This window comes from Methylobacterium sp. Gmos3 (genome assembly GCF_056430985.1).
In genome coordinates, this window is record NZ_JBWJYL010000007.1 from 170594 (window position 1) to 183557 (window position 12964).

Genomic DNA, 12964 nt, shown 5'->3' on the forward strand with positions numbered 1-12964 from the left:
CGGAGCGAGGCGGCAGCCGGGGGTGAGGGGGCGTGGCCGTCCGAGCCACATTCGGCGCCGCCCCCTCACCGCCGCCTCGGCTTCGCCTGCGCTTCCCGTCCGCACGACGAAGTGCGGACGGGCCTCTCCCCGCAGGCGGGGAGAGGGGGGCGCTGCGTTCGGTCGGGTCGAGGCACGCGGATGCCATAGCGGAGCACGCCCATGCTGAGCCTCAGCTTCACGCCTCTCCTGCCGTGGCCCGTCCTCGCCGTCCTCGGCGTCGTCGCGCTGGCGATGGCGGTGCTGGCGGTTGTCGCCCGGGGCCGCACGGCGCTGCTGCGCGCCCTCGTCCTCGCCCTCGTTCTCGCGGCGCTCGCCAACCCCGCCCTCGTCCACGAGGACCGGGAGCCGGTGAAGGACATCGCCGCCGTGGTGATCGACCGCTCCGGCTCGCAGGCGCTCGGCGACCGGCCGCAGGTGACGGATCAGGTCCGGGCCGAGTTGCAGCGTCGCTTCGGCGCGCTCACCACCATCGAGCCGCGCTTCATCGACGTGCCCGATGCCGGTGAGGGCGACGACGGCACCAAGCTCTTCACCGCCCTGGGTCAGGCGCTGGCCGACGTGCCCCCGGAGCGGCTGGCCGGCGTCGTGATGGTGACGGACGGCGTCGTCCACGACATTCCGCAAAATCTCGCCCAGCTCGGCATCAAGGCGCCCCTGCACGTCCTCGTCACCGGCCATGCCGACGAGCGCGACCGGCAGATCAAGCTGATCGAGGCCCCCCGCTTCGGCATCGTCGGCAAGGACCTGACGATTCGCGCCGAGGTGATGGAGCGCGGCGGCACCGGCCACGCGGTGGTGGTCACCCGCCGCGACGGCGAGGAGATCGACCGGCGCGACGTCCCCACCGGCCGCCCCTTCGACCTCTCCACCCGGATCGAGCATGGCGGCCAGAACGTCGTCGAGATCGAGGTCGAGCCGCTCCCCAACGAACTGACGACGGTCAACAACCGCGCCGTCCTGCCCATCGAGGGCATCCGCGAGAAGCTGCGCGTGCTCCTCGTTTCCGGCGAGCCGCACCAGGGCGAGCGGACGTGGCGCAACCTCCTGAAGTCCGACGCCAACGTCGACCTCGTGCATTTCACCATCCTGCGCCCGCCGGAGAAGCAGGACGGCACGCCGATCTCCGAACTGTCGCTGATCGCCTTCCCGACGCGCGAATTGTTCGTCCAGAAGATCAAGGATTTCGACCTCATCATCTTCGACCGCTACGCCAACCAGAGCGTGCTGCCGCAGGCCTATTTCGACAACATCGTCCGCTACGTCCGCGAGGGCGGGGCGCTGCTGATCGCCGCCGGGCCGGAATATGCCGGCGCGGCGAGCCTCGCCCGCACCCGGCTCGCGGGCATCCTGCCGGGCGATCCCGACGGGCGGGTGGTCGAGCGGCCCTACAAGGCGACCCCGACCCAGACCGGCAAGCGCCACCCCGTCACCCGCGACCTGCCGGGCTCCGACGCCTCGCCGCCGGCCTGGGGCGACTGGCTGCGGATCGTCCAGGCGCGGCTGCGGCCGGGCATCGAGCCGATCCTGTCGGGCGCCGACAGCCTGCCGCTGCTCGCCCTCTCGCGGGAGGACAAGGGCCGCGTCGCCCTGCTCCTGTCCGACCATGCCTGGCTGTGGGCGCGGGGCTACCAGGATGGCGGCCCCTATCTCGATCTGCTCCGGCGCCTCGCCCATTGGCTGATGAAGGAGCCCGCCCTCGAGGAAGAGGCCCTGCGCGCCCAGACCACGGGCCACGGCCGCGAGGTCCGCGTCGAGCGGCAGACCATGGCCGACACCGCCGAGCCCGTCACCGTCACGGGGCCGACCGGCAAGGTCACGACGCTCAATCTCAAGCCCACCGAGCCCGGCCTGTTCACCGCGACCTTCGACGCGCAGAGCCTGGGGCTGCACACCCTGCGCTCGGGCAACCTCGTCGCCTTCGTGAGCGTCGGCCCGGCGAACCCACGCGAACTCGCCGACGTGTTCAGCGATACCGAGCGGCTGCGGGCCGTCTCGGAGGCCTCCGGCGGGTCGGTGCGGCGCCTCTCCGACGCGGCGGGAGCGTTGCAGGTGCCGAGGCTCCAGAGCCTGCGCGGCGGGCGCCTGTCCGGCGGCGACTGGATTGGCTTCCGGCCGAGCGACAGCGCCAACATCCGGGGCGTCGAGGTCTATCCCCTGGCGCTGGGGCTGGCCGCCCTCGCGGCGCTCGCCGCCGCCGTGCTGGCGATGTGGCTGGTCGAGGGCCGCCGCGGCCAAAGCCGTGCCTGACGCCGCTCGCGCGGCGGGGATTCCCCGCGATCGAGGTTGCTTGCGAGGGGAAACGTCCGTATCAGAAAGGGTAGTATAAGGGTTGGATGGCTACCAATTGAGCAACTATCGCTACTCAATTGGTCGGCAGCAGATGGCGTGAAGTTGTTTTCCCGTCATTGTGTATCCTTTCGAACCGAGGGGTTAGCCGCTCGTGGCCTCCAGGGTGCATGACGACCGCTGCGGGTCGTTCGACGATCTGCGTTCCGCCCTCGATGCCTCCGGCGTGGTGGGCACCTGGGATTGGGATATCGTGCGCCGCACCGCCCGGTACGACCGGGGCGCCGCCGACCTCCTGGCCCTCGATCCCGATCTCGCGGGACAGCCGCTGCACGGCGAGGCGGGGATGGTCGGCATCCATCCCGACGACCGCGAATGGCTGGTCCAGGCGCTCAAGCGGGCGCTCGCCACCGGTCGCCTTTTCCTCGCCGAGTACCGCGTCGTCACCGTGGATCGCGGCATCCGCTGGATCCTGAGCCGAGGCCGGATCTACCAGGACAATGTCGGCCGCCCCGTGCGCTCGAAGGGCATCATCATCGACATCACCGAAAGCCGGGACGAGGGCACCGGCTTCTTCACCGAGACCGGGGCGCACGGCCGCCACGCCCTGGACCGGGCGGCCGGCCTGCTTCTCGATGCGCGCAAGGCCATCGACGAACTCGGCGGCGAGGCGGACAACCACCTGCGCGTCATCCTCGACCTCGCCCTGTTCGAGGTCGGAACACACCTCGCCCGCCGCGCCCGGCACTGAGCCCGGCCGCCCGGCGACGTGACGCACGGCGCCCCCGCGCACTCGACGCGACCCGGGTGCCGTCCTAAGACCCCCGGGAGGATCGCGGGCCGGCAAGCCCGGCGATCGCGTGGACCGGAGGCTGCTTGAGCGTGACGCATCCCGTGACCCGCCGCCTGTTCAACGGCACCCTTCTGGGCACCGTCCTGACCGCCCGCATGGTCGGCCGGGCGGGCGCGCAGCCCGTGCCGCCCGACGCGAACGGGCAATGGACCCACGCGATGACGCTGATGGGCCAGCCGAAATACGGACCCGACTTCAAGCATTTCGACTATGCCGACCCCAACGCCCCCAAGGGTGGCCTCGTGCGGCTCGGGGCGCAGGGCGGGTTCGACAATTTCAACATCGTGGTCTCGGGCCTGAAGGGCGACCTCGAAGGCGGCGTCCAGCAGATCTACGACACGCTGACGACCGAAGCCTCGGACGAGCCCTTCTCCTCCTACGGGCTGCTCGCCGAGGCGGTGCGCATTCCCCCCGATCTCGGCTCCGTCACCTACCGCCTGCGCGAGGGCGCCAAGTGGCACGACGGTCAGCCGATCACCCCCGAGGACGTGGTGTGGTCCTTCGGCGTGCTGAAGGCGAATTCGCCGTTCTACGCCGCCTACTACCAGACCGTCGACAAGGCCGAGGCGACCGGCCCGCGCGAGGTGACGTTCACCTTCTCCGAGAAGGGCAACCGTGAGTTGCCGCAGGTGATCGGACAGTTGCGGGTGCTGCCCAAGCACTGGTGGGAGGGCAAGGACGCGCAGGGCCGTCAGCGCAGCCCCACCGAGACGAGCCTGGAGATTCCGCTCGGCTCCGGCCCTTACCGTCTGGAGAAGTTCGAGCCCGGCCGCACCGCGACCTATGTCCGCGTCGCCGATTACTGGGGCAAGGACCTGCCGGTGAATGCCGGCCGGTTCAATTTCGGCACCATCCGCTACGAGTATTTTCGTGACGGCACCGTGCTGGTCGAGGCGCTGAAGGGCGACCTCTACGATTTCCGCGTCGAGAACATCGCCCGCAACTGGGCGACCGCCTACGACGACTTCCCCGCCGTGAAGGACGGGCGCCTGATCAAGGAGGCCTTCCCCGACAAGGGCACGGGCATCATGCAGGCGTTCGTGTTCAACACCCGCAAGGACAAGTTCAAGGACCCGCGCGTGCGCCGGGCGTTCAACCTCGCGCTGAACTACGAGGAGATGAACAAGTCGCTGTTCTATGGCCTCTACAAGCGCATCAATTCGTATTTCTTCGGCTCGGAACTCGCCTCCTCCGGCTTGCCCGAGGGCAAGGAGCGGGAGATCCTTGAGGGCCTGAAGGACAAGGTGCCGGCCTCGGTCTTCACCACGCCCTACACCAACCCGGTCAACGACAGCCCCGAGGCGGTGCGGGCCAACCTGCGCGAGGCGGTGCGCCTGCTGCGCGAGGCCGGCTACGAGCTGAAGGGCGGCCAGATGGTCGACAAGGCGGGCACGCCGCTCACCGTCGAGTTCCTGGAATTTCAGAACACCTTCGAGCGGGTGATCCTGCCCTTCTCGGCGCAGCTGAAGCTCATCGGCATCGGCGCGACCCTGCGGGTGATCGATCAGGCGCAGTACCAGAACCGGATGCGCAATTTCGACTTCGACATCACCACCGCCGGCTGGGGTGAATCGCTGTCGCCGGGCAACGAGCAGCGCGAGTACTGGGGCTCGAAGGCCGCCGACTCGCCGGGCTCGCGCAACCTGATCGGCATCAAGGATCCGGCCATCGATGCCCTGATCGAGAAGGTGATCTTCGCCCCAGACCGGGAGGGCGTCATCGCCGCCACCCGCGCCCTCGACCGGGTGCTGCTGGCCCACGATTTCGTCGTGCCGCAATGGGCGTCCGACCGCCAGCGGACCCTGCGCTGGAACCGCTTCAACCGGCCGCCGATCCTGCCGCTCTACGCCAATTCCGGCTTCCCCACGACATGGTGGTACGACGAGGCGCTCGCGGCCAAGACGGGGGCGCCCCGGTGAGGGCGACGCGGCGCGGCCTCGTCCTCGGTGGCCTCGCCGCCTCCGTACCGCTCCCCCTGCCAGCCCGGGCCGCCGACGAGGAGCGGCACGGCCTGTCGAGCTTCGGCGACCTGAAGTACCCGAAGGACTTCCGCAACTTCGACTACGTGAACCCGATGGCGCCGAAGGGCGGGCGCTTCTCGGGGCAACTCTCCGGCACGGTGGGCAACCAGTCGCTCGGTACCTTCGACACGTTGAACATCTACGTGCTGCGCGGCGCCGGCGCGGCGGGGCTCGAATTCACCTTCGACAGCCTGATGACCCGCGCCCTCGACGAGCCGGACGCGATCTACGGCCTCCTCGCCCGCTCCGTGAGCGTCAGCCAGGATGGGCTGACCTACACCTTCGAATTGCGGCCCCAGGCCCGCTTCCACGACGGCACCCGGCTGACCGCTCAGGACGCGGCGTTCAGCCTGAAGATCCTGCGGGACAAGGGCCATCCCGAGATCGCGGAGACGATCCGCGACATGACCGACGCCCGCGCCGAGGGCGACGGGCGCCTCGTCGTCACCTTCGCGCCGGGCCGCGCCCGCGACCTGCCGCTCATCGTGGCGCAATTGCCGGTCTTCTCGGCGGCCTATTACGCCCAGCGCGATTTCGAGGCCTCGACCCTCGACGCGCCGCTCGGCTCCGGTCCCTACCGGGTGGCGGCGGTCGATCCCGGCCGCTCCATCGGCCTGGAGCGCGTCGCCGATTATTGGGCCGCCGACCTGCCGGTGAATGTCGGCCGGCACAACTTCGACAGCCTGCGCTACGAGTATTTCCGCGATCGCACGGTGGCGTTCGAGGCGTTCAAGAGCGGCGCCTTCACCTTCCGCGAGGAGTTCACCGCGCGGGTCTGGGCGACGGGCTACGACTTTCCCGCCGTGGCCGAGGGGAGGGTGGTGCGCGAACTGGTGCCGGACGCGAGACCGAGCGGCACGCAGGGCTGGTGGATCAACGAGCGCCGGGCGAAGTTCAAGGACCCCCGGGTGCGCGAGGCCATCGGCCTGTGCTTCGATTTCGAATGGGCGAACCGCAACCTGATGTACGGGGCCTATACCCGCACGGCTTCGTTCTTCGAGAACTCGGACCTGAAGGCCACGGGCGCGCCGTCGCCGGAAGAACTGACGCTCCTCGAACCCCATCGCGAAAAGCTGCCCGCCGAGGTGTTCGGCGAGCCCTGGCTGCCGCCGGTCTCGGACGGGTCGGGCCAGGACCGAGCGCTCCTGAAGCGCGCCGATGCCCTGCTGCGGGAGGCGGGCTGCACTCGAACCGGTAGCGAGATGCGCCTGCCCGGCGGCGAGCCGCTGACCCTCGAATTCCTCGATGACGACCCGGTCTTCCAGCCGGTGACGCAGCCCTTCATCCGCAACCTCGGCCTCGTCGGCATCCGCGCGTCGAGCCGCATGGTCGATCCGTCGCAATATCAGGCGCGGCTGAAGGATTTCGACTTCGACCTGACCGCCCGGCGCTATTCCGGCGGCGTCACCCCCGGCGCGGAACTGCGCGACCTCTATGGCTCCCGCGCCGCCGCGACGCCCGGCTCCAACAACATGGCCGGCATCGCGGACCCCGTCGTCGACGCGCTGCTCTCGGCCATCGCCGGGGCGGACTCCCGTGCCGCGATGACCACGGCCTGCCGCGCCCTTGACCGGGTGCTGCGCGCCGGGCGCCACTGGGTGCCGATGTGGTACGGCGACAAGCACCGCCTCGCCCTGTGGGACGTGTTCGGCCGGCCGTCGACCCCGCCCAAATACGACCTCGGCGCCCCCGCGACCTGGTGGTCCGACGCCGACAAGGCCCGGCGGATCGGGCGGGAATGAGGATGGGCGCGTTCTCCCTTCCACTCCCTCATCCTGAGGTGCCGGCGCGCAGCGGCGGCCTCGAAGGGGGCCTCCAGCCGGCGCGCGATTCCTGGAGCCCTCCTTCGAGGCCGCTGACGCGGCACCTCAGGATGAGGTGGTGTATGGGAGAGCGGACAACGCCCTCGAGCGGCCACACCCCATGCTGAGCTACATCCTGCGCCGGATCGGCCTGATGATCCCGACCCTGTTCGGCATCATGCTGATCACCTTCGCCATCGTGCAATTCGCCCCCGGCGGCCCTGTGGAGCAGGTACTCTCGAAGATGCAGGGGCAGAACGAGGGCGCGCTGTCCCGCGTGACCGGCGGCAACGGCGATCTCGGCGGCGGATCGCGGGGCGGCGGCGCGGGGGGCGCGGCCAATTCCCGTTATCGTGGCGCGCAGGGCCTCAGCCCGGAATTCATCGCCAAGCTCGAAAAGCAGTTCGGCTTTGACAAGCCGGCGCCCGAGCGCTTCGCGATGATGCTATGGAACTACATCCGCTTCGATTTCGGCCGCAGCTATTTTCGCGATGTCGGCGTCATCGACCTCATCCGCGAGCGGCTGCCGGTCTCGATCTCGCTCGGCCTGTGGATGACGCTCCTGTCCTACGCGATCTCGATCCCGCTCGGCATCCGCAAGGCGGTGAAGGACGGGGAGCGGTTCGACCGCTGGACCTCGGCGGTGGTGATCGTCGGCTATGCGGTGCCGGGCTTCATGTTCGGGCTGATGCTGATCATCCTGTTCGCGGGCGGCTCGTTTTACCAATGGTTCCCGCTGCGCGGCCTTACTAGCGAGGGCTGGGACAGCTTCACGCCCTGGCACAAGGTCACGGATTACGCATGGCACATGGCGCTGCCCCTCACCGCCCTGGTGATCGGCGCCTTCGCCACCTCGACCCTGCTCACCAAGAACTCGTTCCTCGACGAGATCCGCAAGCAATACGTCCTCACCGCGCGGATGAAGGGCCTGTCCGAGCGCGGGGTGCTCTACGGGCACGTCTTCCGGAACGCGATGCTCATCGTCATCGCCGGCTTCCCCGGAGCCTTCATCTCGGCCTTCTTCACCGGGTCGCTGCTGATCGAGACGATCTTCTCCCTCGACGGGCTCGGGGAGCTCTCGTTCCGGGCCATCGTCGGGCGGGATTACCCGGTGGTCTTCGCCACGCTCTACATCTTCTCGCTGATCGGGCTCGCCGTGAACCTGCTCTCGGACCTGATCTACGTCTGGATCGATCCGCGCATCGACTTCTCGGCCCGCGCCACCTGAATCAGGGCGCGGCCGGCTCCGGCGTGGCAATGCCGAGAAGTCGCGCGATCTCGCCGCCCTCGGAGCCCGCGAGCAGGTCCGCCAGGGTGTAGCCGTCGAGCACGGCGAGGAAGGCCGCCAGCGCCTCGCCCAGGGCCCGCTTCAGCCGGCACGGCGCGGTGATGATGCAGGCGCCCGTGGCGAAGCACTCCACCAGGGCGAGATCGTCCTCCGTCTGGCGCACCACCTGCCCGATCACGATTCGCTCCGGCGCCATGCCGAGGCGCAGGCCGCCGCCGCGCCCGCGGATCGTGCGGATCAGCCCCAGGCGACCGAGCTGGTGCACCACCTTGGTGAGGTGATTCTCGGAGATGCCGTAGGCGCGGGCGATCTCGCCGATGGAGCTTTGGCCAGGCTCCCGCAGCCCCACGTAGATGAGCGTCCGCAGGCTGTAATCGGTGTAGCGGGTCAAGCGCATCGTGGTCCTCTCAACCCTCCGCTTACCATCGGTCGAGAACCGGTGCCCATCCGCTCCTCATAACATGCATTTGAATTGCAGGTTTCAACGCGCGGCGGTATAAGGTTCATATCCAATGCACCTTAAAGGGCCCGCCATGCCGACCCCGCTCTCCCCCGCGACCGTCGCCCTGATCAAGGCCACCGTTCCGGCGCTCGAAGCCCATGGCCTCGCCATCACAAAGCGGATGTACGAGCGCCTGTTCCGCGATCCGGGGATGCGCGATCTCTTCAACCAATCGCATCACGGCGAAACCGGCTCGCAGCCCAAGGCGCTGGCCCAGGCGGTGCTGGCCTATGCCCGCAACATCGATAACCTGTCCGTGCTGGCAGGCGCCGTGGAGCGGATCGCGCAGAAGCACGTGGCGCTCAACATCCTGCCGGAACACTATCCGCATGTGGCCGACGCCCTGCTCGGCGCCATCGGCGACATCCTGGGCGATGCGGCCACGGCCGAGATCTGCGCCGCGTGGGGCGAGGCCTACTGGTTCCTGGCCGAAATCCTGATCGGCCGCGAGGCCGCGATCTACCGCGACCTCGCGAGCGGGGCGGGCGGCTGGAACGGCTGGCGCGACTTCGTGGTGGAGAGCATCACGCCCGAAAGCGAGACGATCCGCTCCTTCGTGCTCGTGCCGGCCGACGGCGGCCCGGTGCTGCGGCACAGGCCCGGCCAGTATCTCGGCTTCCTGTTCACCGTGCCGGGCCACGGGGTCCTGAAGCGCAACTACTCCATTTCCTGCGCGCCGAACGGCCGGTCCTACCGCATCACCGTGAAGCGCGATGGCGTCGTCTCCACGTGGCTGCACGATCGAGTGGCGCCCGGCACGGTGCTGCGGCTCGCTCCCCCGGCGGGAGACTTCTTCCTCGACGGCGAGGGGGCGGATCCGGTGGTCCTGGTCAGCGGCGGTGTCGGCCTGACGCCGATGGTGAGCATGCTGGAAGCGCTGGCGGCGGACGGTCGTGACCGGCCCGTCTGGTACGTCCATGGCGCCCTGAGCCGCCGGGTGCATGCCATGCGCGAGCACGCCCGCGCCCTCGCCGTCTCTCATGGCGCCGTCCGGGTCGAGACCTTCTACGATGCGCCCGAACCGGAGGATCGGCACGGGGTCGAGGGCGAGCATCACGGCCGCATCACCGCCGACTGGCTCGTCGCGAACACACCCCGGGCGACGGCGACCTACTACCTGTGCGGGCCGAAGCCGTTCCTGCGTGACCTCGTGAACGGCCTTCAGGGCGCCGGCGTGCCGCCCGAGCGGATCCGCTACGAGTTCTTCGGCCCCGCCGACGCTCTCGTCGCGGACGAGGTGCGGGAAGCCGCGTGAGCGCCTCGGCGGTTTGCCGCAGCGCCCGCACACTGTTACGCGGCTCAGGTTTCGCCGGAGCCGCCTGAGCCGTGACCTCACTCTCCCTCGTCGTCCGCCCCGAGCGGGCGGAGGACGCCGCCGCCATCGCCCGCCTGGAGGCCCGCGCCTTCGGGCCGGGCCGCTTCGCGCGAACCGCCTATCGCCTGCGCGAGGGCAATCCGTACCGGCTCGATCTCGGCGTCACCGCGTCCGTCGGCAGCTTCCTGGTCGGTTCGGTGCGGATGAGCCCGGTTCGCGCGGGGGCGGCGGGCTTCCTGATGCTCGGGCCGCTCGCCGTCGATCCGAGCTTCGAGGGGCGGGGCATCGGCTCGGCCCTCACCCGCGCCGCCATCGAGGCCGCGCGGGAGGCGGGGGAGGGGCTGGTGATCCTCGTGGGCGACGCGCCCTATTACGCGCGGTTCGGCTTTGCGCCGGTGCCGCCGGGGCGGCTCGTTATGCCGGGGCCGGTCGATCCGGCGCGGCTGCTCTGGCTCGAACTCCGCGAGGGCTTCGCCGCCACCCTCTCGGGCGCGATCCTGCCCGCGCAGGGCTGAGCCTCATCCTCGCCGGAGCGACAGCCCCGCGATCAGCCCGGCGGCGAGGAGCGTCAGGGCGACGGGGGTCGCCGAGGTGGCGGGCCACGCCGTCGCGGCGGCGGTGAACAGGGCGCCGAAGGTCATCTGGGTGAAGCCGTAGAGGCTCGATGCCGAACCCGCCGCGTGCGGATCGACGTTCATCAGCCCGGCGACGGCATTGGGGCTGAGCAACCCGATCCCGACCGCGTAGGCGAAGAGCGGGGCGATCAGCGTCTCGATCGTCAGCAGGCCCGATCGGTCCACGGCGAGCAAGGCCAGCGCCGAGACGATGCAGATGAGGTTGCCGGCCCGCGCGCCCCGCAGGATCGAGACCCGCCGGGCGATCCGGCTCGCCAGCACCGCCCCCGCGACCATGCCGAACACCACGAGCAGGCAATCGAACCCCACCTCCTGCGGCGAACGCCCGAGGCGGTTCACCAGCAGGAACGGCGCCACCGCCAGGAAGGCGTAGAGGCTGGTGCCGGCGCAGCCCCCGGCCACGAGATAGGCGCGGGCGACCGGCATCCGCACGAGGCGCAGATAGGCCGCGAGCACCGCCGCGAAGCCGGGCAGCGCCACCTTGTGCCGGTTGGTCTCCGGCAGGGTCAGCACCACCATCGCCCCGAGCACGGCGACGAAACCCGCGAGCACGACGAACACCGCCCGCCAGCCGAAGGCGTGGCTGACCACGCCGCCGATGGCTGGGGCGAGGGCGGGGGTCAGCGTCATCGCGGTGACGAGGATGGCGAGCTTGCGCGCCGCGTCCTCGCGGGTCGAGACGTCACGCACCATCGCCCGGCCGATGACGAGGCAGGAGCAGGCGCCGAGGGACTGCATCATCCGCGCGACGAGCAGCACGGCGAGATTGGGCGCGGGGATCGCGAGCAGGAGCCCCGCGAGATACAGGCCGAGCCCGCCGATCAGCACCGGGCGGCGGCCGTAGCGGTCCGAGAGGGGGCCGTAGAGCAACTGCCCGCCCGCGAGGCCGATCAGGTAGACCGTGATCGTGGATTGGATGCCGGCCGCGTCGGTATGCAGGTCGGAGGCGGCGGCGGCGAGCGCCGGCACGAAGATGTGCAGGGCCACCGTGCCGGTCATCGTCACGGCGACGAGGAGCGCCAGGGAGGCCTGACGCGGCATGGGCCGTTCGGGAGTCTCGTCCGGCAAAGGGCCGTCCTCTGCGACGCTCACGACAACGGCGGAAGAGCCGGCCCGTGCGGCCCGGCCCTTCGCTTCGCGCGGTGCCTTACTTCGGCGGCGCGTTGTCGTCCTTCTTCGGAACCTGGATATCCAGTTCCTTCGCCTTGTCGACCGCCTCGGGGTTCGCCTGCGACGGCGGCTCCTTGGTGGCCGGCGCGGACGGCGCGGTCGATTCCGGCGGGATCACGCTCGACGGCTGGCCCTGCTGGTCGCCGTCATGGGCGTCGGCCGGCGGGGCCGGCGCGTTGCGGTCGCTGCCGTTGCCCTCGGGGCGCGGGCTGCCCGGCGGCTTTTCCATCGCCGGCTTGGCGGTGCTCGTGTCGGCCGGCTTGGCCGGCGAGTCCTTGCCCTCGGAGCCCTTGTTGAGGGCCGGCTTCTCAGCGCTCGGCTTCTCGGCGGCGGGCGCGGCGGCCGGCTTCTCCTCGGACTTGGCGGCCGCCGGCTGGGCGGCGGGCTTGTCCTCGGCCTTCTCGGCGGCCGGAAGGGGCTTCGGGCTGTCCGAGAGCGTGTGCAGGTAGGCGATCACGTTTGCCCGCTCCTGCGGGTTGGCGATGCCGGCGAAGCCCATCTTCGTGCCTTTGACATAGGCCTTCGGGCTCGTCAGGAACTCGTCCAGGTCGGCATAGGTCCAGGTGCCGCCCTTTTCCTTCATCGCGGCGGAATAATCGTAGCCCTCGTGCGCGCCCTTCTTGCGCTCCACGACGTCCCACAGGTCCGGGCCGACCTTGTTCGGGCCGCCCTTCTCGAAGCTGTGGCAGGCCTGGCAGGCCTTGGTGCCGCCCTGGCCCTTCTCGGCATTGGCGCTGGCGAGCCGCACGGCGATGGGCTCCACCTTCGCCTCGCCGGCCGCCGCCGCAGGCTTCTCCGCCTCGGCCTCCGGCAGGTCGTAGCCCGCCTTGCCGGCCGGCTTGGGATGGTAGATCAGCTCGGCCACGAAGCCCGAGCCGGCCGCGAACAGCATGGCGCCAAGTACGGCACCGGCGATCTTGTTCACCTCGAACGCGTTCATGGGCCTCTCTAACGTCCCCGGGCCGCGCCTGCGCGGGCGCACCCGGCCACACCGCCGCACTCTGGAAGGCTTCGAGGGTGCCTTAGCCGCTTCGCCCCGACCTTGACAAT

General features: G+C 70.1%; 10 protein-coding genes. 7 read left to right on the forward strand and 3 right to left on the reverse strand.

Translation table 11 applies throughout. The features are described 5' to 3' along the window. Positions 1–201: 201 nt before the first annotated feature. The 5 genes from ACS5Q7_RS16025 (at position 202) to ACS5Q7_RS16045 (ending at position 8232) form a co-directional block, all read left to right on the forward strand. Positions 202–2289, forward strand: a complete 2088-nt coding sequence (locus ACS5Q7_RS16025; RefSeq protein WP_478340296.1) for a hypothetical protein — start codon at positions 202–204, stop codon at positions 2287–2289. 193 nt (positions 2290–2482) lie between these two features. Continuing rightward, positions 2483–3079 carry a PAS domain-containing protein gene (locus ACS5Q7_RS16030; protein ID WP_478340297.1) on the forward strand — a complete coding sequence of 199 codons (597 nt, stop codon included), beginning with the start codon at positions 2483–2485 and terminating at the stop codon, positions 3077–3079. A gap of 197 nt (positions 3080–3276) precedes the next feature. Further along, entirely contained in the window at positions 3277–5100 is a 1824-nt protein-coding gene (locus ACS5Q7_RS16035; RefSeq protein WP_478340494.1) for an extracellular solute-binding protein, read from the forward strand. Beyond that, positions 5052–6944, forward strand: coding sequence for an extracellular solute-binding protein (locus ACS5Q7_RS16040; RefSeq protein WP_478340298.1), 1893 nt, complete (start codon positions 5052–5054; stop codon positions 6942–6944). Before ACS5Q7_RS16035 ends, ACS5Q7_RS16040 begins: the two co-directional genes overlap by 49 nt. A 181-nt stretch (positions 6945–7125) precedes the next feature. Beyond that, positions 7126–8232, forward strand: coding sequence for a microcin C ABC transporter permease YejB (locus tag ACS5Q7_RS16045; protein WP_478340299.1), 1107 nt, complete (start codon positions 7126–7128; stop codon positions 8230–8232). A gap of 1 nt (position 8233) precedes the next feature. On the opposite strand, the gene ACS5Q7_RS16050 is transcribed toward ACS5Q7_RS16045, so the two are convergent. Beyond that, on the reverse strand, positions 8234–8689 hold the full coding sequence (locus tag ACS5Q7_RS16050) for an Rrf2 family transcriptional regulator (protein WP_478340300.1): 456 nt from the start codon (positions 8687–8689) through the stop codon (positions 8234–8236). Between the two features lie 136 nt (positions 8690–8825). Here ACS5Q7_RS16050 and hmpA point away from each other — a divergent pair, with 136 nt between their 5' ends. Then, complete coding sequence (gene hmpA / locus ACS5Q7_RS16055) at positions 8826–10049, forward strand: NO-inducible flavohemoprotein (protein ID WP_478340301.1); 1224 nt, start codon at positions 8826–8828, stop codon at positions 10047–10049. Between the two features lie 71 nt (positions 10050–10120). Then, the gene (locus ACS5Q7_RS16060) at positions 10121–10624 is read left to right on the forward strand and encodes a GNAT family N-acetyltransferase (RefSeq protein WP_478340302.1); all 504 of its coding nucleotides are present in this window, start codon (positions 10121–10123) and stop codon (positions 10622–10624) included. A gap of 3 nt (positions 10625–10627) precedes the next feature. Here the strand turns inward: ACS5Q7_RS16060 and ACS5Q7_RS16065 are convergent, their stop codons facing one another. Beyond that, on the reverse strand, positions 10628–11785 hold the full coding sequence (locus tag ACS5Q7_RS16065) for a multidrug effflux MFS transporter (RefSeq protein ID WP_478340303.1): 1158 nt from the start codon (positions 11783–11785) through the stop codon (positions 10628–10630). Positions 11786–11891: 106 nt separating this feature from the next. Further along, entirely contained in the window at positions 11892–12854 is a 963-nt protein-coding gene (locus ACS5Q7_RS16070) for a c-type cytochrome (protein WP_478340304.1), read from the reverse strand. Positions 12855–12964: the final 110 nt, after the last annotated feature.

What these genes read in the sequence shown, in the direction of transcription:
- ACS5Q7_RS16065 (WP_478340303.1), bottom strand. Translation starts at nt 11,785, where the DNA reads ATGCCGCGTCAGGCCTCCCTGGCGCTCCTCGTCGCCGTGACGATGACC.
- ACS5Q7_RS16040 (WP_478340298.1), top strand. Translation starts at nt 5,052, where the DNA reads ATGGTGGTACGACGAGGCGCTCGCGGCCAAGACGGGGGCGCCCCGGTG.
- ACS5Q7_RS16070 (WP_478340304.1), bottom strand. Translation starts at nt 12,854, where the DNA reads ATGAACGCGTTCGAGGTGAACAAGATCGCCGGTGCCGTACTTGGCGCC.
- hmpA (WP_478340301.1), top strand. Translation starts at nt 8,826, where the DNA reads ATGCCGACCCCGCTCTCCCCCGCGACCGTCGCCCTGATCAAGGCCACC.
- ACS5Q7_RS16035 (WP_478340494.1), top strand. Translation starts at nt 3,277, where the DNA reads ATGGTCGGCCGGGCGGGCGCGCAGCCCGTGCCGCCCGACGCGAACGGG.
- ACS5Q7_RS16050 (WP_478340300.1), bottom strand. Translation starts at nt 8,689, where the DNA reads ATGCGCTTGACCCGCTACACCGATTACAGCCTGCGGACGCTCATCTAC.
- ACS5Q7_RS16045 (WP_478340299.1), top strand. Translation starts at nt 7,126, where the DNA reads ATGCTGAGCTACATCCTGCGCCGGATCGGCCTGATGATCCCGACCCTG.
- ACS5Q7_RS16025 (WP_478340296.1), top strand. Translation starts at nt 202, where the DNA reads ATGCTGAGCCTCAGCTTCACGCCTCTCCTGCCGTGGCCCGTCCTCGCC.